Source organism: Pseudorhodoplanes sp. (assembly GCF_050250235.1).
In the GTDB taxonomy this organism is placed as follows: Bacteria; Pseudomonadota; Alphaproteobacteria; order Rhizobiales; family Xanthobacteraceae; genus Pseudorhodoplanes.
This window is the reverse complement of sequence record NZ_JBFWPA010000009.1, coordinates 1-23,377: the sequence shown is the minus strand read 5'-3', so window position 1 is coordinate 23,377 and position 23,377 is coordinate 1. Positions and strand designations below refer to the sequence as shown.

Here is a 23,377-nt window from a genome sequence, read left to right as displayed (position 1 = left end):
GCGATGGATGGCCGAGCAAAGCGAGGAAAATGAAAAATCAGAAGACCCAACCCAGAAACGGTTGGACGAGGCGCTCGATCGCGGTGACGTAGCCAAAAGCCAGGAGGTTTCGACCTGGTTCGTGCTGGCAGGCGGCACGCTGGTGCTGATGGCCTTCGCCGGCTCGATGGGAACAAGCCTCAGGGCGTCGCTGGCCGGACTGCTTGCGAATGCGCACCTCATTTCCGCTGACGGCGCAGGCCTCACGCGCCTGTCCGGGCGTCTGGGTGGAGAGGTGATCGCGGCGATTGCGATCCCGATCCTGCTGATCGCGCTGTTCGCGGTCGCGGGCAACATGATCCAGCATCGCCTCGTGTGGTCGGCCGAAAGCCTGAAACCCAAGCTGTCGAAGATATCGCCGGCCGCCGGCTTGAAGCGGTTGTTCTCGAAAGTCGCCCTGGTGAATTTCGCCAAGGGTATCGCCAAGCTCGCGCTGCTTGGCACGGTCATGACAATGCTGCTGTGGCCAGAGCGGGACCGGCTTGAAGCCCTGGTCACGCTGGATATTGCAGCCATCCTGCCGTTCACGTCGGTCTTCGCGCTGAAAATGCTCGGCTTCGTCGTCGTCATCATGGCTTTCATCGCCGCCGCGGATTTCTTCTTTCAGTACCGGCAATGGTACGAGCGGCAGAAAATGTCGCAGCGCGAGATCAGGGAGGAATTCAAGCAGACCGAAGGCGACCCCATGATCAAGGCGCGCATCAGAAGGCTGCGCGAGACCCGAATGCGCAAGCGCATGATGGCGGCGGTTCCGGAAGCTTCGGTCGTGATCATGAACCCGACTCACTACGCGGTCGCGCTGAAATATGAGCGCGGGGACAATGCGCCGCTTTGCGTGGCCAAGGGCATCGATTCGATCGCTCTCAAGATCAGGGAGGTGGCGCAGGCGCACGCCGTGCCGGTGGTCGAGAATGCCCCGCTCGCCCGGGCGCTTCACGCCACCGTCGAGGTCGATCAGGAGATACCGGTCGAGCATTATCGGGCGGTTGCGGAAGTCATCGGCTACGTGATGGGAATGCGAAGGGGACTGAGGAATTGAGTGGGGCCGCCGGTTGTTTCCAGACGCGCGGGAGGCGCGGAACCGGCATCCTTATCCTCATCCCCACCGGCTGCTTTCAATTTCGGGTTCGCGGGCCTTGTCCGCGCCCGGGAACGACGAATGGACCTTGCGGATCACCTTGCGCTTGAGGCATCTGGAATCATGGCATCCACTGATTTGGGCGAGATGAAGCTCCACCGGCCGCAGCGCGGAGGCAGTATCGGGCTCGTCCTTCTGATCGCCGTTGTGCTGGTCGGCGCCGCGGTCGGTCTGTTGCAGGTCGGGCGCGGAAATACCTCGCTCTATATCCTCATCCTGCTTGCGATCCTTGGCACGGTCGGGGTGTTTTCCTTGTTCGCGCTGGCGGCTGGTATCTTGCGCTTTGCGGGGCAGGAGACCGACGATTCCGCCATCCGCGGGATCGTGGACGGCGCCTTCGACGGCATCCTGGTGACCGACGGCGGCGGCCGGGTCCTCTATGCCAATGATGCCTATCTCAACCTGATCGGGGCCGCGGGCGTCAAGGATGTGCGCCCGATCGAACGGGTTTTCCTCGGCGATCCTGATGTGTCCGAGGCGGTCTACCGGCTCCTGAAGGCCGCCCGGGAGGGCCGGCGCCTGCAGGAGGAGGTGCGGGTCGGCGGCGCGCGGGGCGAGCCTGGGCGCTGGCTGCGATTGCGGGTGCGGCCGGGGGTTGACGGCCGCAAGGCGCGGACCACGATCTGGAGCGTGGCGGACGTCACCCGCGACCGCGAGAAGCAGGAGAACGTATTCCAGGAATTGCAGCACGCGATCGACTACCTCGACCATGCACCGGCAGGCTTCTTCTCCGCGGACTCTGCCGGCAACATCGTCTATCTGAACGCGACGCTCGCAAGCTGGCTCGACCAGGATCTCGCCGAAGTCGGCTCCGGCGGCCTCAAGCTCTCGGATATCGTCCCCGGAGAAGGCGCTTCGATGCTCTTGATTCCCCCGGTGCCGGGGGAAGTGAAGACCGAAGTGCTCGATCTCGACTTCAAGACCAGTGGCGGCCGGTCGATCCCGGTCCGGCTGTTCCACAAGGTTGCCTTCGGCGCCGACGGCGCGGCCGGACCGTCGCGCACGCTGGTGCTCAACCGGGCGCGGGGGGAGGGCGAGGACGCGCAGCGCGCCGCCGAAGTGCGCTTCATGCGCTTCTTCAACAATACCCCGATGGCGATTGCCACGGTGGACCGGTCGGGCCGCATCGTGCGCTCGAACGCGCTGTTCGCCCGGATGTTCCGGGGCGCGGGGGACGGCGATCGAAGCATCCTTGCGACCGTGGCGGAACGCGAGCGCAGCGGGCTCGAACAGGCGATCACGCAGGCAAGTGAGGGGCAGGGCGATATCCAGCCGGTCGAAGCCGCGCTTTCGGACGGCGCGGAGCGCTTTGCGACCTTCTTTGTCACCGCGATCGACGACGACGGCGAGCGCGATTCGGAATCCGCGATCATCTACGCGCTGGACAATACCGAGCGTCGCGCGCTGGAAAACCAGATCAAGCAGCAGCAGAAAATGGACACCGTCGGCCAGCTTGCCGGCGGCATCGCCCACGATTTCAACAATGTGCTGTCGGCGATCATGATGGCGACGGATTTCCTGCTCGGCGCGCACAAGCCGACCGATCCGTCCTTTGCCGACATCATGCAGATCAAGCAGAACGCCAATCGCGCGGCCTCGCTGGTGCGTCAGCTGCTTGCTTTCTCGCGAAGGCAGACGCTGCGCCCGCAGGTGCTCGATCTCGGCGAGTCGCTGTCCGACCTGACCATCCTGTTGCGTCGGCTGATCGGCGAGAAGGTCAAGCTCGATGTTGTGCATGGCCGAGACCTGTGGCCGGTCAAGGCCGACCTGTCGCAATTCGAACAGGTGATCGTCAATCTCGCGGTCAATGCGCGTGACGCGATGCCGGACGGTGGCAAGCTCACCGTGCGGACCGCAAATGTGCTCGGCGATGATCCGCGGATCCAGGCCTACAAGGGCCTGCCGCGCAGCGACTATGTTCTGGTCGAAGTGAGCGATAGCGGCACCGGCATGTCGTCGGAAATCATGACGCAGATTTTCGAGCCGTTCTTCTCGACCAAGGAGGTTGGCAAGGGCACCGGGCTCGGGCTGTCGACGGTCTATGGAATCGTCAAACAGACCGGTGGCTTCATCTATGTGGATTCCGAACTCGGCAAGGGCACGACGTTCCGCATCTTCCTGCCGCGCCACATCGCCGAAAAGGATGAGGCGGGCTCGATCGACAAGCCGGCAATTGCGCTTGCGGCCGCGGGTACGCTTGCCGACGTCGCGCAGGCCGATCTGACCGGGCGCGGTACGGTATTGCTGGTCGAGGACGAGGAGGGATTGCGCGCACTCAATGCCCGTGGCCTCGCCTCGCGCGGCTATACCGTCCTGACCGCCTCAAACGGCGTCGAGGCGCTGGAGGAACTCGAGCGCAGCGAAGGCAAGGTCGACATCGTCGTCTCGGACGTCGTGATGCCCGAGATGGACGGGCCGACGCTGCTCAGGGAAATGCGGAAAACGAATCCGGCACTGAAGATGATTTTCGTGTCCGGTTATGCCGAGGATGCATTCCAGAAAAACCTGCCTCCCGGCGGGCAGTTCGCGTTTCTGCCGAAGCCGTTCACGCTGAAGCAACTGGTCGAGCAGGTGAAGCAGACTCTTGCGACGTGATAGAGCCGCGGACGGGTGTGGCGCAGCGGGCGGGTGGCCGCCTCACCAGCCATTATAGGCCGGACCCCAGCGGCCCGCCCTGCGGCAGACGAAGCCGATATAGTCGCCGTACCAGGGATGGACGCTCGTGATCACGGCATACTTGCCGTATTGCATGCAATGGCTGCCGGCGAGCTGCAGCGCATGTTCGTCCGCGCCCGGCCGGTAGGGGATAATGCCGCCGGTGTCGTTGCCCTTCACACCGTATCCGCCCCAGAAGAACACCTGAAACACGATCCCCGCCGCGAGCGCGCGGAACGCGGGCCGGTTCAATCGCGGCATCTGCATCGGTAGTTCCCCCATTGCGGGCGACCGTCGCATCGCCCATGCCCAGTACGCACATTATGTCAGGGCGGCGCGCGCGGCTCCAGTGCCCGGGCGCCACGGCGCGGGACTTATCTTAACCCGCCGGGTTTCCTATATACGCGCTGACAATTCTTGGTCTGGGAGGACCTTCGATGCCGGTTCTGTGGAAATTTCGCTATATCCTGAGCGGCCTTGCCGCCATAGCGTTGCTGGCGGTGACGGTGATCGACGCCGATGCCGCGCGCCGCGGCGGGTTCGGTGGATTTGGCAGCCGGGGCAGCAAGACCTATCAGGCACCGCCTCCGACGCAGACCGCCCCGAATAACGCGGCTCCGATCAATCGTTCGGTGACACAGCCTCAGGCGCAGCGCCCGGGCAGCGTCGGCCAAGCCGGCGCCGCGCAGGCGGGCGGCATGTTCAGCCGCGGTGGCTTCATGGGCGGCCTGATGGCGGGCTTCCTGGGTGCAGGCCTGCTCGGCCTGCTCTTTGGCAGTGGCCTGTTCGGCGGCCTATCCGGCCTTGCGGGATTCCTCGGCCTGCTGATCCAGGTCGTCCTGGTGGTTGTGGTCGCGCGCCTGCTTTGGGCCTGGTGGCAGCGCCGTCAGCAGCCGGGCTATGCCACGGCTTCCGGCCCGTCCATGCGTGACAACGCGGCCTATGAACGCCAGCCGGCCTCGCAGCCGGCTTACGGTGGCGGCAGCGGCGCGCCGATGCTCGCCGGCAGCGACAATCTCGAACTCACCGAGGCCGATTTCAACGCATTCGAGAAGCGGCTTTCCGAGGTTCAGGCTGCCTATTCGGCCGAGGACCTCAACGCGCTGCGGTTGCTCGCGACGCCGGAAATTGTCGGTTACTTCGCCGAGGAGCTGGCCGATAATGCCGGCAAGGGCCTAGTCAACACGGTGACCGACATCAAGTTGCTGCAGGGCGACCTTGCGGAAGCCTGGAATGAAGGCGGCACCGACTACGCCACCGTCGCGATGCGCTATGCCTCGACGGACTACACCACGCAGCGCGCCACCGGACAGGTGGTCGAGGGCGACAAGGAGCCGTTCGAGCGCACCGAATTGTGGACGTTCCGCCGTTCGCGCGGCGGCGACTGGATGCTGTCGGCGATCCAGGAAGCCTGATCACCCGACCCACGAACAACAGAAAAGCCTTGAGCCCGGCGCAACCCGCCGGGCTTTTTGTTGGCCGGAGCGGCGCCTATCAGCGCATCATGCGCCAGACCCAGAGCACCAGCGCGGCGCCGACGATGGCGCCGGCAAACGGTGCATATCCTGCGGCGGCGAGTGCCACCAGATGATAGCCGATGAAGGCGCCGGCAATGCCGACCAGGGAACTCGTCACCATGCCTCGCGTCGAGCCGGCGATCTGGCGCGTGAGCCAGCCGGGGCCGGCAATGCGGTCGAAGATCAGACCGGCGACGATGCCAATGGCAAGGATGATGACGAGCGTCAGAGTCGGGTCGATGCGCATGGCGAAACTCCGGCTTCGGCTGACGGCAGCCTACGACGTTCGCCAACGTCCTGCCCGGGTCATGCCGCGGCGTCCCCGCCTTTATTTTCCGGTGCATGACGGACCGCCGGCCGAACCGGCTTGCGGCGTGATTGGGGCAATGGGCCGAAATCCGACCAAGGCTGCGACATCAAATCGGCGAATCCGCCCGTTCTCCTTCCATGGTCCGGGGGAGGGATATGCGTTCGCGATTTGCCGCCTTCGTATTGATGTGCACGTTCCTGATCGGGCTCGAACCTGGCGCGCGCGCCCTTGCCGCGCCGCAGCGCCCGGCCGGGTTCCTGTCGTCCGACGCGGTACTCACCTTCATCAACGGCTATCGCCACAAGCCGGAGCCGTACCGGTTGCCGCTGGCGGTGCAGGCAACGAGCCGGTACGGCGGACTGCGCGATCCCGAGAGCGCCGGCGTATTCGTCGGGTTCATTGCGGGCGTGATCGGCGCCAATCCTGATCTCGCCGGCGATCTGATCGCGAAGAGCTTCCCGATCAACCCGGAGGACGACTGGGCGATCGTGCGCGCAATCGCGCATTCCGGTCTGCCGGACTGGAAACATCTGCTCGCCGAGCATGCCTTCCGGATGCCATCGCGTCGGGTGATGATCGAAAAATTCATCGACGGCTCGCTGCCCACTCTCGGAGCGACGGTTGCTCGGAAGCCGCCATCGACAACCGAACGGATCAAGCGGCTGTTCTCCGGAGAGAAGGCGCAGGGACCGGTGGTCGAATGGGCGCTCGACGCCTCCCCGGAGGTGCTCGACATGCTGTGGGGGCGCTTTTTCGCGACCGGCGATTACGGCCCGGTCCTGCGCATCGTCGGCATGTTGCCCTGGTCGAAGGATCGCGATCATGTCGACCGGCTTACGATTGGTGCGATGGCGAAATACACGCTCGCCAGCAATTCCGCGCGCGACCCGAAGCTTCTTGCCATGCTCAAGCGCAGCGCCCGGCATCAGCCGAAGGAGACAGCGGAAATCGTCACGGAGATTACCGAAGCGGCCGATACCATGCAGCTTTCGGCGATCCGCAAGGAAGCGATCGGCGCGATCGAGGACCTCAAGCGCAAAGGCCCGGGCTCGAAGCGCGACATGCTGACGGCGGGCCGGATCGGCGAAAGCGCGATTGCGCTGGGCTGCATCGGAGCTGCCGCCACCGGCAATGTGGCGCTTGGTCTGCCATGCGTCGTGGGTGGTGCCGTCACCTCAGCGGCGCTTCGGACCTGGTCCGCGCAATAGCGGCAACCGGCTCGATTCTGGCATCGCTCGTCTGCGGGTATGGGCGACGACGTTATTGACCCGGCGCAGCCGCGATGGTCTGGTTTCCATCCACACCAGAGCGGGATCGCGTGAAACGTCTGCGGATCATCCACAATACCCAATACAGTTACCATGAGCCGGTCTCGTTCGGGCCGCATCGCGTCATGATGCGACCGCGCGAGGGGCACGATGTGCGCATTGTGGACGGACGCATTGAGGTCGAGCCCGAGGCGACCGTGCGCTGGCTGCGCGACATCTACAACAATTCAATCGCCATTCTGACCTTTGCCGAACCTGCGCGAACGCTGCGCATTCTGGGAGAGGCCGATATCGACTATCTGCGCGACAATCCGATCGAATGCCTGATCGAGCCGGGCGCGCAATTCTTCCCGTTCCAGTACGCACCGGAAGAGCAAATCGAACTCGTGCAATATCGTCTCCCGAGCTATCCGTATGACGGCTCCAAACTGCGCGACTGGCTGCAGGCGCTGTACCGCCCCGGCCAGTCGATCGAGACTTTTGATCTGCTGAACGATCTCAACACGCATATCTTCAGGTCGCTGACATACAGTCATCGCGAAGAGGCAGGCGTGCAAACCCCGTGCGATACGCTGGCGCGCGGCACCGGCTCGTGCCGCGATTATGCCGTCCTGATGATGGAGGCCGCCCGCCACTGGGGTTTTGGCGCGCGCTTCGTCAGCGGCTATATCCAGATGGCCGAGGGGCAGCACGGCGCGACCCATGCATGGACCGAGATCTATATCCCGGGCGCCGGCTGGCACGGCTTCGACCCAACCAACAACAAGATGGCGGGCAGCGAGCACATCGCAGTCGCCGTGTCACGAGAACAGGAAAAGGCATCGCCGATCTCCGGGACCTGGGCCGGCCCAGCGAACGTGTTCAGCCACATGAACGTTTCCGTGCAGGTGGTCGCGCTCTGATTTCCCTGTCGCCGTCCGGGATATGGCGACGATTACATTCCTCCTGCCGATGGCATGGTCACGGAACCGCGCGGCGTGGCCGGCGTCCAGGGCCCGATCGGAACCCTTGCGGGGTCGTATTCGAACACCCAGTCGTAGCGCTGCTTGACCTTGGCTTCCTGCCACTCGGTGTCGACATACTGGGCGGCGCCTTCCGCATTGCCGAGCGCTGGATTGTGGAAGCGGCTGGCGTTGTCGTTGGCCGCGCGCACAAGCCGCGAGGTGCGCTCGCGCCGCGCAGCCTCGTAGGCACGCAATGCCGCCGGCATGTCGTCACAGGCTTCGATACAGCGTGCCAGCACGACACCGTCCTCGATCGACATGTTGGCCCCCTGTGCCATCATCGGCAGGGTCGGATGCGCGGCATCGCCAAGCAGCGTGACGCGGCCGATTGTCCATCGGTCCAGCGGCTCGCGGCCGAGCAGCGCCCATTTGAACGGCGTCTCGATATTGCCGATCAGGGTCTGCACATCCTCGTGCCAGCCGCGGAAGTCGTGCAGCGCTTCGTCGGTGGTGCCGCGCTCGGTCCAGCTTTCGACCTGCCAATCGTCGCGCTCGGTGGTGCCGACGAAGTTCATCAATGTGCCGCCGCGCAGTGGATAATGCACCACGTGCCCGCCGGGCCCGACCCAATTGGTGCCAACCTGACGCCGCAGCCGCTCGGGAAGCCGCTTCATCGGGATCAGCCCGCGCCAGGCCAGGAGTCCGGTAAAGCGTGCCGGCATCTCGCCGAACAATGCGCTGCGGATGCGGGAATGCACGCCATCGGCGCCGATGAGGGCATCGCCTGGCATGCGTCTGCCGGACTCGCAGAGCAAGACCACGCCGCTCCCGTCCTGCTCAAATCCGGTGGCGCGGGCACCCAGCGTGATCGCGTCCGGCGCAGCAGCCTTCACCGCGTCGAGCAAGATGCGGTGCAAGTCGGCCCGGTGGATCATGAAATAGGGCGCGCCATACCGCTCGCGCGACACGGCGCCGAGATCGAACAGTTTCCAGGTCTCTCCCGTGCTCCAGAGCCGGATTTCCTTCCCGGCGGGCTCGCACCAGACTTCGCGCAGCGCCGGTTCGAGTCCGAGCGAAAACAGCGCATGCGCGCCGTTTGCCGAAATCTGCACACCGGCGCCGATCTCTGCGAGTTCACGCGCCTGCTCGATCACGGAAACGGAAAATCCACGCCGAAGCAGCGCAAGCGCTGCCGTCAGTCCGCCGATGCCGGCGCCGGCAATCAGGATACGGGGACGTGTTGTGTTCGCCATGGAGTGCGGCCTCGATTGCGGACGCAGTCTCAGGCGGCGACCTTGCCGGCGCAAGCCGAAACCGCAGCGTGGCTTGGTTCGCTAATGGTCCGATTCTAACATTCGCATCCCTTCCCGGCAGGCTGTTTTGCGAATGTTAGAATCAGAGGACCACTAGCAAATATTGGATTCTAGTGGAGCTTTGGATTTGACATTCGCTTGGCCGCGCCCGCGGGTGGATGGGTAGCGAATGTCAAATCCGCTGCACTAGCCTGTTGTGGTCACGAGCGGCGCGTAGGTTTCACGCAGGCGCTGGTTAGGCCCGTCAGGACGCGATTCGATGCGCTGGGTAGCTTCGTCGCTTTCTTTCCAGCCTCGCGTAGCATGACCCTCGGCCGGAAACTGCGCTTGCGGGATTGCGGGCGGCAACAGCCGGGTCGGGGCCGGCACGACGTCAAGCGGTGCAAGTCGGGTTGGCGCGGCGTCCTGAGGCGCTGGCCGCTTTTCGGACTTTGTCGCAGCGACCTCGGCGAGCCCGCGTCTTGTTTCGGACTGGACCGAGGCTATGCGGGCAGGCGGTAGCGGAACGAGGTCGACCGATTGAGAACGATTCGCGCTGCTTTCCGGTTGCGGATATAGCAACAGCGTTGTGAGCGCGGCAATCTCCGCCCGGATCGCCGCGATTTCCCGTTCCGCGCGGGTCAGGGCGGTGTCCTTGCCCGATAGCTCGCTTCTCAAGGCGGCAAGCTCACGCTGTGTTTCAAGCATGCCGGCTTCCCGTTCGGCCAGTTCGCTTCGCAGCGCGGCAATGTTCCGCTCGGCCTCCTGCAACGCGGTCTTGCCGGCGGCCAGTTCGCGTCGCGTGGCGGCGATTTCACCTTGGGCCGTGCCAAGAGTCGCGTCCCGGTCGGAAAAGTGGCGGAGCGCTTCTCGCAATTCGTCTCGTGCGGTTTGCTCGCGCATCTTGCTGTCGGCGAGTTCGGCTCCGATCGACGCAAGCCGACTTTCGGCTGCGCTCAACGCAGCCTCTTTCGCTGCGGACGAGGCCCGCAACGCGCTGGCGTCGCGCTCTGCTTCCGTCAGGGCTTCGTTCCTGGCGGCAAGCTCGCGCCGGACCGCCGCGATCTCGCCTTCGGCTGTACCGAGCGCAGCGTCCCGGTCGGCGAACTTGCGCCGGGCTTCGCGCAGTTCCTCGCGCGTTTCGTGCTCGCGCGCCTTGCTGTCGCGCAACTCCGCTTCGAGCGCTGCAAGCTGCCTTTCGGCCGCGTTCAGCGCAACCTCCTTTTCGGAAAGCGCGCCGCGCATCGCCGCGGCATCGCGCTCGGCAGCCTGCAGTGTCGCGTCCCTGCTGGCGAGTTCCCGCCGCGCGACCGTGATCTCGCCTTCGGCCGCGCCGAGTGTCACATCCTTGTCTGCGAAGCCGCGTTTGGCCTCGCGCAATTCGTCTCGCGCCGACTGCTCGCGGGACTCGCTTTCGCGCAACGCCGCCGTGACGGTATCGATTTCCTGCTTTAGCCGCTCGACAAGCTGGTTCCGTTTCGCGAGATCGGTCGCGTGCGCGGCGGTTTTTTCCCTGAGCTTTTCGATCCTGATCTCAAGTTCGCGCGTGGCGGTGGCGAATCCAGCGCGGATCGTATCCTTCTCGGCGCGGATTTCCTGAATCGACAGCGGCACATCCTCGTAGCGCTGGCGTGCCAGCCGCATTGCGCGATGATGCACCGCCGGCATCGCCATCAAGGCGGTGAGCCAGGCGAGGCAAAAACCGATTCCGATGAACATCAGATATTCGAGGGGAATGCCAAGCATAGACGCGTCCGCTACGATACTTGGCCACAGCCGTCGCACGAGGGCACGCCTGCTTCAAGCTACGCCCTGCATTAACCTGAATACCGAAACCGGAAGCCTGACCGCTTGTTGCCCGAACTGGCTATGGTGAGACATTCCGGGAACTACCGCAAGAAAGGCGAAGTCATGCGCTACGAGCTCTATTACTGGCCGCAGATTCAGGGACGGGGCGAATTTGTGCGGCTCGCGCTGGAAGAGGCGGGTGCGGATTATGTCGATGTCGCTCGCCAACCAGGCGGCGAGGATCGAATGATGCGGCTGATGCAGGCGGCGGGTCCGAAGACGCCCCCCTTCGCGCCGCCGATCCTGAAAGCCGGCAGGCTCGTGATCGCGCAGACCGCCAATATCATGCTCTATCTCGGTGACCATCTTGCGCTTGCGCCCAGGTCGGAAGCGGGCCGGCTCTGGGCGCACCAGCTTCAGCTGACGATTGCCGACCTCGTCGTGGAGATTCACGACACCCATCATCCGATTGGCTCCGGATTGTACTACGAGGAACAGAAGCCGGAATCCGCGCGCCGCGCCGATGACTTCCGCGTCCATCGGGCGCCGAAATTCTTCGACTATTTCGAGCGCGTGCTCGCGGTTTCCGGCGGTCCCTATCTGACCGGCCGGCGTGCGACCTATGCCGACCTGTCGCTGTTCCAGGTGATCGACGGCCTGCGCTACGCATTTCCGAAGTTGAGCGGGCGACTCGGGAGAAAACATCCGCACGTCGTCGACTTGCATGCCCGCGTCTCCGCGCGTCCGCGGATTGCGGCCTATCTGAAGAGCGAACGGCGGATTCCGTTCAACGAGATGGGGATTTTCCGCGCCTACGAAGAACTCGATGGGTAACGGTGCTTTCGCTCCGCGATGTCGGCGATGGGCGAGGGTGGGCAGCGGCATTCTTGACTCGGTGCGGATGCTCCAACATTGTCCGCGCCGCATCCCCGGCGAATGTGGATCACGACATTGAAACTCCTTAGCTTCCACTGGAAAGATCGCGACCGCATCGGATTTGCCATCGACGACGAGCGCGTCGCCGACCTTGGTGACATCGCAGCGGCGCTCGGCCGAGAATCCTATCCGGACATGCTGGCCCTGATCGAGGCCGGGGAATCCGGGCTGACGTTCTTGCGCGACGCCGAGGTTTTCGCCAAGGATCAGCCCGGCAGGCTGACTGTGATCCCGGCGAGCGAGATCGTCTATCATCCGCCGGTGCGGCGGCCTTCGAAAATCTGCGGTGTCGCGCTCAACAATTCGGCCAGCAATGAGCGCAAGATAAGTGCACCCGACCATCCGCTGTTCTTTCTCAAGCCCGCGTCGTCGCTGGTCGGCCACAATCAGCCTATCGAGGTGTTCGATTATTACGGATCGGTCCATCCGGAGCCGGAACTGGCGGTGATCATCGGCAAGACCTGCCGCCACGTCGATGCGAAGGACGCATTCGATGTCGTCTACGGCTATTCGATCCTCAACGACATGACCGGAAATTTCATGCGCTCGCAGGACATGGTGCATTACTACGCGCTCTATCCCTCGAAGGAAGACCCGACCAAGGTCGAGCGGCGCGAGCAGCACCTGTCCTATACCGCGCGCTACAAGGGCTCCGACACCTTCGGTCCGTTCGGACCCTATCTCGTCACCAAGGACGAGGTGCCGGATCCGCACAAGCTCGAGGTGCTGGCCTGGCACAAGGACGAACTGATCGCGGAGGATTCGACCGCCTTCTACACCTATGGGGTGCCGGACGTGATCGCCTATATCAGCCGCTACCATTCTCTGTGGCCGGGCGACGTGATTTCGATGGGTACCGCCTTCCGCCCTGGCGTCGCCAAGCGCAGCCTGCACACCGCCAACATTACCGCCTACGGCGGACCGGTCAGCGTGTCGATCACCGGCCTCGGCAAGCTCGTCAATCCGGTGCGCAAGATGGACGATATCGCAGTCCACGCGGCCGAGTAAGCGGTCACCCGCAGACGCATTTTGCGGACGGCGTGGAGGCGTTATAGTCCGCGCATGTCTGACACGCCGCTCCTGGACTGGCTGCACAGTCTGCCCTTTGCTGCCGGCCTGTTGCTGGTTTGCGCCGCCTTCGTGGCGCCGACATTGCTCGGATCGTATCTGCTGCAGCCCAGGGTCGCGAAGCTGTTCCGGGGCGAACGCGACATCAATACCGTGCTCGGGTTTCTGCTCAACGCTTTCGCGCTCTATTTCGGCGTACTGCTGGCGCTGTTGTCGATCGCGGTATTCGAAAACCATAACAAGGCCGAAGACGCGGTGGTGCGCGAGGCGGCCGCAATCATCAAGCTGTATCGCGACATCCACAGTTATCCCGAGGATGCGCGTCCCGAACTTCTCGGCGTGCTTGACCGGTATGTCGATGAGGTGATCGGACCGGGATGGAAGATCCAGCAGCGCGGCGAGGTCAACCCGAAGGAAATCGCCATCCTCGGCAGCCTGCACATGGTCCTTGGCAAGTTCCGGCCTTCCGGGTTGGGCGAGAGCGTCCGCTATGCGGAGACGCTGCGGGTCATGGATGATTTCGTCGAGGCGCGGCGGCTGCGGATTTCCGCGGGCTCGAGTTCGATCCCGCGGATCATGTGGTTCGTGGTGCTGGTCGGCGTCGTCATGAACACGATCCTGATCTGGATGTTCGACATGCGTCCGTTCACGCATGCGATCATCGGCGGGACGCTGTCGATGTTCATCGCCCTGGTGATCTACATGATCGCGGTGCTCGACGCGCCGTTCAGGGGCGATTATGGCGTCAGGCCGGACGCGATCGCTGCGATCCACAGCCAGAGCGCGATGCATCGCTGATGGGGGCGCCGGCCGGCGCCCCCCTGGTCACCGCCATCATTCGCAGACGTCGACCGTCTGCCATTGCGGGCCGTAAGGCGTCATCACACGGACGGTCTGGTAGCAGCCGTCGCCGTAATAGCCGTAGCCGTAGGGTGCCGTGTAATAGGCCGCTGCCGCACCCGCAGCGACGGCGGCGGGCACGCCATAATAGCCGTAGCCGCGCCAGTTATTGCCGTACCACTTCCCGCCATTCCACTTGCCGGCATGCCACTTGCCGCCATTCCATTTGCCGCCATGCCATTTGCCCCCGCCGTGCCAGCGGCCGCCGCCCCGGCCCCCGCCGAAATTCTTGCCGCCGCCGCCGTGGAAGCCGTGCCCGCCGCCGCGCTTGGCCTGCGCCGAATCCGGAACCACCATCGCGCCTGCGGCCAGCAGCGCGGCGCCCATTACAATTGCTTTCAACATTGGATCACCCTCCCGTCCGGGAAAAACGTCAGCCCCGCTTTTCGTCCGCAATGCAAGATGATGACGGTTTGTGCCGCGGAAAGATGGCGGCGGGGCGGATATGCAAAAAAATGTATGAAAATGAACGTTATGACAGCGATGTATCGTCAGGCCGGGCGCGATCAATCCGGCGCCGGTGGACGCATGAGGGCGCGATCCGCGCCCTCATGCATTCGGTCTTCGTCAGCAGACGTTGACGGTCCGCCATTGCGGGCCGTACGGCGTCTTGATCTTGACGTTCCGGTAGCAGCCGCCGGTGGCGTAATAAGGCGCTGCATAGGCTGCAGCCGCCGCACCGGCCGCGACCGCCGCGGGCACGCCGTAATAGCCCCAGCCGCCGCCATACCATTTGCCGCCGCGCCAATAACCGTGCTTCCATCCGCCGCCATGCCAGTTGCCGCCATGCCAGCCGCCGCCGTGCCAGCCACCGCCATGCCAACCGCCGCCATGCCAGCCGCCGCCGCGCGCGTGACCCTGTTCCGGCGCCGCAAGCGCCGCCGCGGCGACGATGGCCGCGCCCATGATGATCTTTTTCAGCATTACCGTCTCCCTGCCGGGACGGATGATCGCCCCGCTTGACGGCCGCATGGTCGGCAAAAAAAGGTAATTGTTTCTGCAACCGCGCCGGTCCTGCGGCAGCGGAGCCGCAATTCCTGCGGTTGCGATGAACGCCGTGTGAATGTGCGCCCGCGGTTTGTCTGCAACGGGCCGGCCCGTCATCCCGCCTGCGAGAGCATGCGCACCGCCTCGATGCAGATGTCGTGCGCGCCGGTGTCGGCGGCGATCCGGTGATGCAGCACCGGCCGCTCAATCGTCGTGAGTTCGCCGGCAAAATCCGGCGCCGCCTGCAGCCGCCCGTGCCCGATCGGGTTCAGCCAGTTGGTCGAGCGGAAGCAGATGGCGCGGCGCACGTTGCCGCCGAGCGGCGGACAGCGGAACGCGCCGAGCGAATTGTAGCCGGGTGCCGGCTCGAACGCGATCATGAGGTCCCAGGTGATCCCGGGCGTGCGGGCCGCAAGCCGTGTGATCGCGTAGACGCCCATCGAATGCCCGATGCAGACCTTGCGCGCGGCGGGATGCGCGCCCGCGTCATACATGGCGTCGCGCTGTGACATCCAGTTCGCGCGTGCCGGCAGCACCACCGTGCCCGCAATGGCGGCGAGCTCTTCGCCCAGCACATCGAGGCCGCGCGAATAGCCCACGCCGCGCGGGAAGGGCGCGCCGATATTGCCGTACCAGGAATAGACGCGGATAGAAGGCATGGTGACCGGCTGTGCTCACTCCGTCCGTTTCGCGTCGCCCCGGGTGAGCGCGAGCACCGCCACGATGAAGACGATGACGAACAGCGCGATGATCGACTGCACCAGCCCGAAATTCGGCTGGTCCTTGCCGACAAACCATCCGGCGATGACGCCGGCCGGGACGAGGATGATGCGAAGGAGCCAGGAGATCATGCGTCAGAATTCATGCGTGGTAAGGGGGCGGCGTATGCCGGGCGTTCCGAAATGTCCCTGTTGCGGGCGCGCATGCGCGCGCGGACAGGAAGGTGGACTATAGTCCTAATGTTGTCAACGGGCAAAGGACCATCCGGCCCCGATTGCGCCTGCCGCCCTGCGCGTTACGCTCGCCCCATGACGGACAGCCCGCAGATTCTCGCCGACAGCGCGCCCGCCATTCTCAACGCACATGTGGTCGTGCGCTTCTTCACCGAAGTGCTCGCTACCGGCGACGCCGCCCGTGCGGCTGCCTTGCTCGCAGGCGATTTCGTCGATCACGACGCTGATCCGGGCTCGCCCGCGGACGCGGAGGGCGTGATCCGCAAACTCGCAGCGCTGTGGCAGGCGTTTCCCGACGGGCGCTTTGCGCTCGAAAGCGTGATCGCGGCGGGCGACCGCGTGGCGGCGCGCTCGACCTTCACCGGCACGCAGCGGGGATATTTCGGTCCACTGCCGCCGACGGGACGCAGCGTGAGCGTGAGTTTCTCCGACTGGTACCGCATCGCGGACGGACGAATAGCCGAACACTGGCACGATTTCGACGAGGCCGGCCTGATGCGGCAGCTCGGCGCGAACCGCCAGTGACGAGTGGTGACGTTGCCTCGCTTGCTCGACAACAAGGCCGATCGCGATTACCATGCCAGGCATCTCCGGCGACAGAGACGCGGCGCGACGGCGCACCGCGCACGGCCGGTCCGGTTTCATCAATGGCGAGCCATACGACAAAGAATGAGAGCCTTCGCCATCGCGATCCTGCTGCTTTCGGCGATTGTTCCGCACACCCGTGCATTCGCTGAAACCGACAAGCTTCAGCAGGCCATCACCTACGTCTTCACCGGCAGCATCGAGCCGCAGAGCCATATCCAGATCGCCGGTTTCAAGCCCTGTGTGGTGGTCGTGTCGGAGCCGGACATCAGGCGCGCGACGCGCTATCATCTGAGCCGGTTCAAGCCGGAGCGCTTCCGGTTCGAGAAGCGGTATGTCGGGCGAACGCCGACCTATCAGCTTTATGTCGAGGGCGACGACGACGTGGTCGAGTTCCTGAACCCCGACATGACGGTGTCGCATGGCCACCGCACCGCGCGCTTTGCGCTGCCGGGCGACATCGAGACGACCAGAAGGGCGCTGCAGCTGATTGGCGAGGAATGCAAGCCGGAGAAGCAGAAGCCGTTGTTCTGACGATGCGGCGGCTGCACCGGGCGCGCGCCATCGCCCCTGTTGTTTGCGGCGCGGGGACGCCGGCCTGCGAGTGACGCATGGGGGGCAGGCCCGACATGCGTGCGAAGAAGCGGTGAGGGGAATGATGCGCCGTGAAGCGCAGGGCATTCCGGGGCCGCAGGCTCTTGCGAGCGCACGGCCATCGCCTCACGGCGCATCACCCGCCAGGCTTGCGCCGTGCGGGCTTCATTTGGCGGCGTTCTGGCGCGACGCGTGAAGCATCGCACTGACCCCGGACCGCGTTTGCGCACCGCAGGCGAACCGCGCCTGCGGCCGTTCAGCGAGGCTCCTCGCGCACGGGTCGTGGTGCCCGTAGAGCGGGGTTCCGAGGCCTCCCGGGAGCACGGCTGACGAAGCCCTGCCCGCAGGCGCCGCACCCCGCTCCATCAACCGGCGTCACCGGTTGACGCCCCTCGTTGAACGGGGTGAAGGCGATATAGACTATATTCCTAGAAATGTCAAGGGGGAATTTCTCGCGTCCCGGGCGCAGCGCACGATGAAGTCGTGCGCTGCAGAACCGGACCATACCCATGGCAGGTGCAAAAAATGGGTCCCGGCTCTGCGGTGCACCGCTCCGCTGTCGCTGCGCGCTGCACCGCGTCCGGGACACGAGAGTTTCGCTTTCGTGACGAATCCCTCAAATCCGCTCGTCCCCGCGGAAGCGGGGACCCAGCGCCGCTGTCAGCCTCCGCGGCGCTGGCTTTTCTGGATTCCCGCTTTCGCGGGAATGAGCGGAGTATGTCATGCTGAGCCATGATAAAAATGGACCAGCGCACTTTCGCTGTCGTGCTCGAACCCGAGGAAGAAGGCGGCTTTACCGTGCGCGTACCCGCCTTTCCGTAGATCGTGACATACGGCAAGGATGAGCGCGAGGCGCTGGCCATGGCCGAAGACGCCATCCGTCTGGTGATCGAGGATGCTACCGCGCGCGGCGAACCGATACCCGGAAGTGAGCCGCCACGTATCCGGCAGGTGACACTGGCTGCGTGAGTTCACATTGTCGGTTCCAATGGCTAGCCTTGAATAGCAATACCATTTTTGCTATATAGCAAAAATGCGCTGGACCGTCCTGTTGCTGAATTCCGCAGTGGCGGCGGAGGTCGAAGCGCTTCCGGACGACATGAGAGCGCGCTTGGGCCGCTTCTTCAACGTCATCCAGGAACATGGATTTGAGGGGCTGCCGCGGGATGCTGTGAAGCATCTCGAAGACAAGCTGTGGGAAATTCGGATCAGCGGCCGGGATGGGATTTCGCGGGCGATCGATGTCACGGCCAGCGGCCGCCGTGTCGTCGTCCTTCGGGCCTTCGTCAAGAAGACGCAGAAGACACCCGCGCGGGAGCTTGAAATTGCGCGACAACGCGCCAAGGAGGTCAAATGATCAGGTTCGACGACCTGCACAAGAAGTGGATGAAGGAGCCGGGCTATCGAAAGGAATACGAGGCTCTGGAAGAGGACTTTGCGCTCATCGGCGAACTGGCCAAGGCGCGCGCCCGCGCGGGTCTCAGTCAGGCGCAACTCGCCAAGCGCATGAAGACGACGCAGAGCGCCATCGCGCGGCTGGAAAGCGGCCGCGGGCGGCCATCGACCACGACGCTGTCGCGCTTCGCCAAGGCGACGGGACACAGGCTGAAGATCAGCTTCGAGCCGGTGCGGGGAGGGAAGAAGCGGAAAGCGGGATGACGTAACCCGCATGAAGCGGAGCGATATGCGGGTGGAATAAATCCTCGGACGTCGCTTCCGCTAAATGGTTGTTTCAGGGTCAAATCGCGAAACCAGTGATGTCATGTCATAAGCGGGGCCTTGATTGGAAATCATTTCTGATACGCCACTCAGCATTAATTTAGAAGTGGCGCGCCTAAGTTCTTGGGAGTCCGAACTAAGTCGCAGTTTGCATACATGACTGCGCAGTTCATTTTGAAAGACATAATTGCCAAATGCTATGAATGCATTCCGAACGCCTGCTTGCGCTTCCTCTCTTAGAGAAACGAATGCAGGCTCATCTAAGCCAAGAAAATGGACCCAGACTACTGCAGCTTTCGATTGACTGAATTGCTGGCTTGCCGACTTGAGCCTCCTCATTATGCCTTTCACCAAGTAGGTGGGGCGATTGCCGGTTACGCAAAGTAGTACAGCCTTGCCCTTTCCGACCACAATCACCGCATGGGGATTTGATCTTTCCTGCTCGTTATCGATTTCTTGTCTGATCGGCGTGAAGTTCCCGAGGGCGATATTTTCTCTCCAACTATCGCGCTTTTCAAAGGTCAAAGATCCTTCCGACGTCTCCGCTTCGCGAGCGCCCTTGGACAAGAAGGATCTTAGTATAGAGGCAAAATTTTCCCGGATATTCGGTGTGCTCGGCCGCTTTTTGATGGCGTATCTTAGTATCCCGCTTTCATTGAAATCGGGCGTGCTGTTGATGGCATCCTTAAATGCCAAAAGCATTTGAATGCTAGTTTCGGTGGAGACAAGATTGCCAATGTCTTCGCTTACAGTCTTTGCCTCGACTTCGAAAGTGGTGTTGCGATAAGTCACATCGAAATCGTGATTTCCCCTTCCCTCAAGGTCTACAAAGGAGACCTTGCAGTGCTGCTGCTTGTAGTGAACGTAGACTCGCAGTTCATGCTGAAGCTCTCGGATGTCTCGATCTGGGCTTAGGCCATCCAACAATTTTGATCTGAGGCGCTGCCGGCCTTGCTCACTTAAGTTCGATGCGGCATCTCGTATTGCAGCCATGAAAGAAATTGGTTCGTTGTTTTCGAAACTGTCCGTCGAAATTTTTTGATGCAGTCGGTTTCGTTGAACGATGCGCTTGTAATTCAAATGGAAAAAATACCGCCGATTCAGGATCGGCGAAGCAAAGTCTAGATCGCGGAGTTTCGCCTCAGCCCGTTCGACGCGGCTCCAAATTTCTCGAAAGCCAACAAACGAGTTGAACCAAGTAATTGTTGCTGGAATCTCTCGGGCAAAAAGATCAATAGGCATATTATATCGAATCTAAATTGTTCGTGACCTTACCTTCAAACCCCATTATTAGGGCAGAAATCTTGGAGATGCTCTGCCCCATGAACGCCCCCGTCACCCCGCCGATCCCCGCCTATCGCCACACGCCCTTATTTCCGCTCGGCAAGGACCAGACCCCGTACCGTAAGCTCGATGTCTCCGGGGTGCGGGTCGATAAGGTGCTGGGCCGCGACGTGCTGGTGGTGCCGGCGCACGCGCTGAAGGCGCTGGCGGAGGAAGCCTACAGCGACATCAACCATTATCTGCGGCCGGGGCATCTGCAGCAGCTGCGCAACATCCTCGATGACGCCGAGGCCTCCGACAACGACAGGTTCGTCGCCTTCGACTTCCTGAAGAACGCCAATATCGCGGCCGGCGGCACGCTGCCGATGTGCCAGGACACCGGCACCTGCATCATCATGGGCAAGCGCGGCCGCAACGTGTTTGTCGAGGGTGACGACGAGGCGGCGCTCGCCGAAGGCGCGCGCGACGCCTACCTGAAGAAGAACCTGCGCTACTCGCAGCTGGCGCCACTGTCGATGTTCGAGGAGACCAACACCAAATCGAACATGCCGGCGCAGGTCGAGCTCTATGCCGACGGTGACGACGAGTACAAGTTCCTGTTCATCGCCAAGGGCGGCGGATCGGCCAACAAGACCTTCCTGTTCCAGGCGACGCCCTCGATCCTGACGCGTGACCGGCTGCTGGCCTTCCTGAAGGAGAAGGTGCTGACGCTCGGCACCGCGGCATGCCCGCCCTATCATCTGGCGATCGTGATCGGCGGCACCTCGGCCGAACTGAACCTGAAGACGGTGAAGCTCGCCTCCTGCCGCTATTACGACAATCTGCCGACCAGGGGCTCGGAAGACGGCCACGCCTTCCGTGATCTGGAGATGGAGCAGGAAGTGCTGAAGATGACGCAGTCGCTTGGCGTCGGCGCGCAGTTCGGCGGCAAATATTTCTGCCATGACGTGCGGGTGATAAGGCTGCCGCGCCATGGCGCCTCGCTGCCGATCGGGCTCGGCGTTTCATGCTCGGCGGACCGGCAGGCTACGGCCAAGATCACGCGCGACGGCGTGTTCCTGGAGCAGCTGGAGCACAATCCGGCGCAATATCTGCCGGATATCGATGAATCCACGCTCGGCGGGCCGGTGGTGCAGATCGACCTGAACCGGCCGATGAAGGAAGTGCTGGCGACCCTGTCGCAATATCCGATCAAGACGCGGCTGTCGCTCACCGGCACCATGGTGGTGGCGCGCGACCTCGCGCATGGCAAGCTGCGCGAGCGCCTGGAGCAGGGCAGGGGCCTGCCCGATTATTTCAAGAACCATCCGGTCTATTACGCGGGGCCGGCGAAAACGCCGGCGGGCTATGCGTCGGGATCGTTCGGGCCGACCACGGCCGGGCGGATGGACAGCTATATCGACCAGTTCCAGGCGGCTGGCGGCTCGCTCGTCACCGTGGCCAAGGGCAACCGCTCGGCCGCGGTGCGCGAAGCCTGCAAGAAACACGGCGGCTTCTATCTCGGCTCGATCGGCGGGGCGGCGGCGAACCTCGCCGAGCATTGCATCAGGAAGGTCGAGACCATCGAGTTCCACGAACTCGGCATGGAAGCGATCTGGCGGATCGAAGTCGAGAACTTCCCGGCCTTCATCATCATCGACGACAAGGGCAACGATTTCTTCCAGGCGCTGAATCTGGGGTAGTTCGCGAGCACCAAACTCAATCGGCCTCATCCTGAGGAGCAAGCGAAGCTTGCGTCTCGAAGGATGGGGCCGCCCTCGTCCTTCGAGACGCCCTCGCTTCGCTCAGGCTCCTCAGGATGAGGGCGGAAGAGGCATTGCGCTTGTGGAGCTTCCATCCACCCGATTGAAATTGGCTTGGCTTTTGCTTATGCATTTGTTGCAACGAGCAACATCGATTCTGTCGACATCATGCCACGCGCACGCAAACCCTTCCGACGTTCCTATCGCATCGGCCGCGCCCGTACCGGGCTTGGCTGCTTCGCCACCAAGGAGATCGAGAAGAACCAGCTGATCGACACCTATCGCGGCCAGCTGCTCAACAACGAAGAAGCCGAGAAGCGGGACAACCGCTACATGTTCGAGGTCAATTCGCGCTGGACCATCGACGGCTCGAACCGGCGCAACCTGGCGCGCTATTTCAACCATTCCTGCCGGCCCAATGCCGAGAGCGACGTCAAGGGTCATCGGGTCATCATCACCGCGCGCAAGAAGATCAAGCCGGGCGAGGAGATCACCTACGATTACGGCAAGGATTATTTCGATATTTTCCTCAAGCCTGTCGGCTGCAAATGCGACAAATGCCGGGAAAAGCGGGCGGCGGCGCGGGCTGAAGCGCGCGCCAGGCGGCTGCGCGCGGAGCGGCGCGCCGCGGCGGCGGGCAAGAAGCCGCAGGTCAAGCGCGGCAAGGTCGGCGCCGGCAAGGCGAAGGCCAGGGCGAAGAAGCGGAAATAGCTGTCGCGGCTCATCAGGATGAGGGCAGGGGAAGCATTTCCTCGGATCCCCTCAGTTCGCGCTCAACAGGTCGATCTTGGTGTTGGCCTGCAGCAGGCGGTGCGCCAGAAGCTGCGCCAGATTGCGCACGATGATTTCGGCCGCGGCCGGACAGCGCGACCGGAAATCGTCGAAGGCGGCAAGCGGGATGCGCCGGCACAGCACCGAATTGTCGGCGAAAACGTCGGCACTGCGCGGCCCGCCGATCAGCGCCAGTTCGCCAAACGCGGTGCCAGGGACGAGGGTGGCGAGCCGGACCCCGTCCGCGAGCTTCACGCTCACCATGCCCCGCTGCAGGAAGAATACCGAATCCGCCGGGTCGCCCATGGCGATGATGCGTTCGCCGGGATGGTATTTCGTTGTCTCGCACAAGGTTTCGAGATCGGCGACATCCGCGGGCGAAAGCCCCTTCAGCAATTCCTGTTCGCCGAGCGCGACATCGGCGACCTGGCTGAAGCCGCCGAACCGGAAGATGACCTGATCCTCGGCCCACTCGATCGCCTCGTCGAGCAGCGAAAAGGTCCGGGCCGCGCCGCTGTCGCCGAGAAAGCTCTGCAATTGCCGGAAGCGGCGGGACTCGCGCTCGATGCCGGCAAGCACCGGGCGGGTGCCGTGCGCGGCGAGGTCCTCGAACAGGTCCGACAGCATCTTGCCGGCAGCGCTCGTGACCAGCGGTACGCGGCGCATGTCGAGCACCGTGAACAGGCCGGTATCGCCCGACAGCACGCGGCGGGCGATGTAATCCACATTCGAGAAGGTCAGGGTGCCGGTCAGTTCCAGAACGCGGATCGCGGAGGTGCGGTCATCGAGCAGCCGCTGCTCGTGCGGCTGGCGGCCGCGGCGCTGCAGGCGGCCGACGTCGTAATCGGCGACGATGCAGGTGCGCACGTCGTTCGCCCGGTTGAGGA

Annotated in this window: 25 protein-coding genes; 15 read left to right on the top strand and 10 right to left on the bottom strand. The window is 63.4% G+C overall.

What is annotated here, in order from left to right:
- Nucleotides 1-7 precede the first annotated feature (7 nt).
- Together flhB and cckA are read left to right on the top strand one after the other, a co-directional pair.
- Nucleotides 8-1,078 carry a flagellar biosynthesis protein FlhB gene (gene flhB / locus AB7F49_RS06385; protein ID WP_428520993.1) on the top strand — a complete coding sequence of 357 codons (1,071 nt, stop codon included), beginning with the start codon at nt 8-10 and terminating at the stop codon, nt 1,076-1,078.
- 162 nt (nt 1,079-1,240) lie between these two features.
- Complete coding sequence (cckA, locus tag AB7F49_RS06380; RefSeq protein WP_428520992.1) at nt 1,241-3,772, top strand: cell cycle histidine kinase CckA; 2,532 nt, start codon at nt 1,241-1,243, stop codon at nt 3,770-3,772.
- Between the two features lie 42 nt (nt 3,773-3,814).
- Here cckA and AB7F49_RS06375 read toward each other — a convergent pair whose 3' ends face one another.
- Nucleotides 3,815-4,099 (bottom strand): hypothetical protein, encoded by a 285-nt coding sequence (locus AB7F49_RS06375; protein WP_428520991.1) that lies wholly within the window; start codon nt 4,097-4,099, stop codon nt 3,815-3,817.
- Between the two features lie 170 nt (nt 4,100-4,269).
- Here AB7F49_RS06375 and AB7F49_RS06370 point away from each other — a divergent pair, with 170 nt between their 5' ends.
- Nucleotides 4,270-5,247: a Tim44 domain-containing protein gene (locus AB7F49_RS06370; RefSeq protein WP_428520990.1), complete on the top strand. Its 978-nt coding sequence runs from the start codon at nt 4,270-4,272 to the stop codon at nt 5,245-5,247.
- A gap of 79 nt (nt 5,248-5,326) precedes the next feature.
- Here the strand turns inward: AB7F49_RS06370 and AB7F49_RS06365 are convergent, their stop codons facing one another.
- Nucleotides 5,327-5,596, bottom strand: coding sequence for a transglycosylase (locus tag AB7F49_RS06365; protein ID WP_428520989.1), 270 nt, complete (start codon nt 5,594-5,596; stop codon nt 5,327-5,329).
- 218 nt (nt 5,597-5,814) lie between these two features.
- Between AB7F49_RS06365 and AB7F49_RS06360 the strand changes: the two genes are divergently transcribed.
- Nucleotides 5,815-6,867, top strand: a complete 1,053-nt coding sequence (locus AB7F49_RS06360) for a hypothetical protein (protein ID WP_428520988.1) — start codon at nt 5,815-5,817, stop codon at nt 6,865-6,867.
- Nucleotides 6,868-6,977: 110 nt separating this feature from the next.
- Complete coding sequence (locus tag AB7F49_RS06355; RefSeq protein ID WP_428520987.1) at nt 6,978-7,829, top strand: transglutaminase family protein; 852 nt, start codon at nt 6,978-6,980, stop codon at nt 7,827-7,829.
- Nucleotides 7,830-7,861: 32 nt separating this feature from the next.
- Here the strand turns inward: AB7F49_RS06355 and AB7F49_RS06350 are convergent, their stop codons facing one another.
- A complete protein-coding gene (locus AB7F49_RS06350) occupies nt 7,862-9,124 on the bottom strand; it encodes an FAD-dependent monooxygenase (RefSeq protein ID WP_428520986.1) in 1,263 nt (420 codons plus the stop codon).
- 246 nt (nt 9,125-9,370) lie between these two features.
- Nucleotides 9,371-10,909 (bottom strand): hypothetical protein, encoded by a 1,539-nt coding sequence (locus AB7F49_RS06345; RefSeq protein ID WP_428520985.1) that lies wholly within the window; start codon nt 10,907-10,909, stop codon nt 9,371-9,373.
- Nucleotides 10,910-11,074: 165 nt separating this feature from the next.
- Between AB7F49_RS06345 and AB7F49_RS06340 the strand changes: the two genes are divergently transcribed.
- The 3 genes from AB7F49_RS06340 (at nt 11,075) to AB7F49_RS06330 (ending at nt 13,753) form a co-directional block, all read left to right on the top strand.
- The gene (locus tag AB7F49_RS06340) at nt 11,075-11,785 is read left to right on the top strand and encodes a glutathione S-transferase (RefSeq protein ID WP_428521072.1); all 711 of its coding nucleotides are present in this window, start codon (nt 11,075-11,077) and stop codon (nt 11,783-11,785) included.
- 117 nt (nt 11,786-11,902) lie between these two features.
- Complete coding sequence (locus tag AB7F49_RS06335; RefSeq protein WP_428520984.1) at nt 11,903-12,895, top strand: fumarylacetoacetate hydrolase family protein; 993 nt, start codon at nt 11,903-11,905, stop codon at nt 12,893-12,895.
- A gap of 54 nt (nt 12,896-12,949) precedes the next feature.
- Nucleotides 12,950-13,753: a hypothetical protein gene (locus AB7F49_RS06330; protein WP_428520983.1), complete on the top strand. Its 804-nt coding sequence runs from the start codon at nt 12,950-12,952 to the stop codon at nt 13,751-13,753.
- Nucleotides 13,754-13,789: 36 nt separating this feature from the next.
- Here the strand turns inward: AB7F49_RS06330 and AB7F49_RS06325 are convergent, their stop codons facing one another.
- The 4 genes from AB7F49_RS06325 to AB7F49_RS06310 all read right to left on the bottom strand — a co-directional run bounded on the left by AB7F49_RS06325 (nt 13,790) and on the right by AB7F49_RS06310 (nt 15,693).
- Nucleotides 13,790-14,200: a hypothetical protein gene (locus AB7F49_RS06325; protein WP_428520982.1), complete on the bottom strand. Its 411-nt coding sequence runs from the start codon at nt 14,198-14,200 to the stop codon at nt 13,790-13,792.
- A gap of 222 nt (nt 14,201-14,422) precedes the next feature.
- On the bottom strand, nt 14,423-14,779 hold the full coding sequence (locus AB7F49_RS06320; protein WP_428520981.1) for a sulfur globule protein precursor: 357 nt from the start codon (nt 14,777-14,779) through the stop codon (nt 14,423-14,425).
- A 176-nt stretch (nt 14,780-14,955) separates the two neighbouring features.
- A complete protein-coding gene (locus AB7F49_RS06315) occupies nt 14,956-15,501 on the bottom strand; it encodes a hypothetical protein (protein WP_428520980.1) in 546 nt (181 codons plus the stop codon).
- 15 nt (nt 15,502-15,516) lie between these two features.
- Complete coding sequence (locus tag AB7F49_RS06310) at nt 15,517-15,693, bottom strand: hypothetical protein (RefSeq protein ID WP_428520979.1); 177 nt, start codon at nt 15,691-15,693, stop codon at nt 15,517-15,519.
- Between the two features lie 177 nt (nt 15,694-15,870).
- Here AB7F49_RS06310 and AB7F49_RS06305 point away from each other — a divergent pair, with 177 nt between their 5' ends.
- From AB7F49_RS06305 to AB7F49_RS06285, 5 genes are all read left to right on the top strand, one after another.
- Complete coding sequence (locus tag AB7F49_RS06305; RefSeq protein ID WP_428520978.1) at nt 15,871-16,320, top strand: ester cyclase; 450 nt, start codon at nt 15,871-15,873, stop codon at nt 16,318-16,320.
- A 144-nt stretch (nt 16,321-16,464) separates the two neighbouring features.
- The gene (locus AB7F49_RS06300) at nt 16,465-16,914 is read left to right on the top strand and encodes a hypothetical protein (protein WP_428520977.1); all 450 of its coding nucleotides are present in this window, start codon (nt 16,465-16,467) and stop codon (nt 16,912-16,914) included.
- 885 nt (nt 16,915-17,799) lie between these two features.
- Complete coding sequence (locus tag AB7F49_RS06295) at nt 17,800-17,943, top strand: type II toxin-antitoxin system HicB family antitoxin (protein WP_428520976.1); 144 nt, start codon at nt 17,800-17,802, stop codon at nt 17,941-17,943.
- Nucleotides 17,944-18,025: 82 nt separating this feature from the next.
- Entirely contained in the window at nt 18,026-18,331 is a 306-nt protein-coding gene (locus AB7F49_RS06290) for a type II toxin-antitoxin system RelE/ParE family toxin (RefSeq protein WP_428520975.1), read from the top strand.
- On the top strand, nt 18,328-18,633 hold the full coding sequence (locus AB7F49_RS06285; RefSeq protein ID WP_428520974.1) for a helix-turn-helix domain-containing protein: 306 nt from the start codon (nt 18,328-18,330) through the stop codon (nt 18,631-18,633). The genes AB7F49_RS06290 and AB7F49_RS06285 overlap by 4 nt, the downstream gene beginning before the upstream one ends.
- A 60-nt stretch (nt 18,634-18,693) precedes the next feature.
- On the opposite strand, the gene AB7F49_RS06280 is transcribed toward AB7F49_RS06285, so the two are convergent.
- Nucleotides 18,694-19,935 (bottom strand): hypothetical protein, encoded by a 1,242-nt coding sequence (locus AB7F49_RS06280; protein ID WP_428520973.1) that lies wholly within the window; start codon nt 19,933-19,935, stop codon nt 18,694-18,696.
- 80 nt (nt 19,936-20,015) lie between these two features.
- On the opposite strand from AB7F49_RS06280, the gene AB7F49_RS06275 reads away from it, so the two are divergent.
- Nucleotides 20,016-21,659 (top strand): fumarate hydratase, encoded by a 1,644-nt coding sequence (locus tag AB7F49_RS06275; RefSeq protein WP_428520972.1) that lies wholly within the window; start codon nt 20,016-20,018, stop codon nt 21,657-21,659.
- Between the two features lie 174 nt (nt 21,660-21,833).
- Complete coding sequence (locus tag AB7F49_RS06270; RefSeq protein ID WP_428520971.1) at nt 21,834-22,430, top strand: SET domain-containing protein; 597 nt, start codon at nt 21,834-21,836, stop codon at nt 22,428-22,430.
- A gap of 51 nt (nt 22,431-22,481) precedes the next feature.
- Here the strand turns inward: AB7F49_RS06270 and AB7F49_RS06265 are convergent.
- Nucleotides 22,482-23,377 (bottom strand): cyclic nucleotide-binding domain-containing protein (locus AB7F49_RS06265; protein WP_428520970.1); only part of this gene is annotated, 896 nt, incomplete at its 5' end.

Coding starts and splice junctions, on each gene's coding strand:
- flhB (WP_428520993.1), top strand. CDS start 8: ATGGCCGAGCAAAGCGAGGAAAATGAAAAATCAGAAGACCCAACCCAG.
- cckA (WP_428520992.1), top strand. CDS start 1,241: ATGGCATCCACTGATTTGGGCGAGATGAAGCTCCACCGGCCGCAGCGC.
- AB7F49_RS06375 (WP_428520991.1), bottom strand. CDS start 4,099: ATGCAGATGCCGCGATTGAACCGGCCCGCGTTCCGCGCGCTCGCGGCG.
- AB7F49_RS06370 (WP_428520990.1), top strand. CDS start 4,270: ATGCCGGTTCTGTGGAAATTTCGCTATATCCTGAGCGGCCTTGCCGCC.
- AB7F49_RS06365 (WP_428520989.1), bottom strand. CDS start 5,596: ATGCGCATCGACCCGACTCTGACGCTCGTCATCATCCTTGCCATTGGC.
- AB7F49_RS06360 (WP_428520988.1), top strand. CDS start 5,815: ATGCGTTCGCGATTTGCCGCCTTCGTATTGATGTGCACGTTCCTGATC.
- AB7F49_RS06350 (WP_428520986.1), bottom strand. CDS start 9,124: ATGGCGAACACAACACGTCCCCGTATCCTGATTGCCGGCGCCGGCATC.
- AB7F49_RS06345 (WP_428520985.1), bottom strand. CDS start 10,909: ATGCTTGGCATTCCCCTCGAATATCTGATGTTCATCGGAATCGGTTTT.
- AB7F49_RS06340 (WP_428521072.1), top strand. CDS start 11,075: ATGCGCTACGAGCTCTATTACTGGCCGCAGATTCAGGGACGGGGCGAA.
- AB7F49_RS06330 (WP_428520983.1), top strand. CDS start 12,950: ATGTCTGACACGCCGCTCCTGGACTGGCTGCACAGTCTGCCCTTTGCT.
- AB7F49_RS06325 (WP_428520982.1), bottom strand. CDS start 14,200: ATGTTGAAAGCAATTGTAATGGGCGCCGCGCTGCTGGCCGCAGGCGCG.
- AB7F49_RS06320 (WP_428520981.1), bottom strand. CDS start 14,779: ATGCTGAAAAAGATCATCATGGGCGCGGCCATCGTCGCCGCGGCGGCG.
- AB7F49_RS06315 (WP_428520980.1), bottom strand. CDS start 15,501: ATGCCTTCTATCCGCGTCTATTCCTGGTACGGCAATATCGGCGCGCCC.
- AB7F49_RS06310 (WP_428520979.1), bottom strand. CDS start 15,693: ATGATCTCCTGGCTCCTTCGCATCATCCTCGTCCCGGCCGGCGTCATC.
- AB7F49_RS06305 (WP_428520978.1), top strand. CDS start 15,871: ATGACGGACAGCCCGCAGATTCTCGCCGACAGCGCGCCCGCCATTCTC.
- AB7F49_RS06300 (WP_428520977.1), top strand. CDS start 16,465: ATGAGAGCCTTCGCCATCGCGATCCTGCTGCTTTCGGCGATTGTTCCG.
- AB7F49_RS06285 (WP_428520974.1), top strand. CDS start 18,328: ATGATCAGGTTCGACGACCTGCACAAGAAGTGGATGAAGGAGCCGGGC.
- AB7F49_RS06280 (WP_428520973.1), bottom strand. CDS start 19,935: ATGCCTATTGATCTTTTTGCCCGAGAGATTCCAGCAACAATTACTTGG.
- AB7F49_RS06275 (WP_428520972.1), top strand. CDS start 20,016: ATGAACGCCCCCGTCACCCCGCCGATCCCCGCCTATCGCCACACGCCC.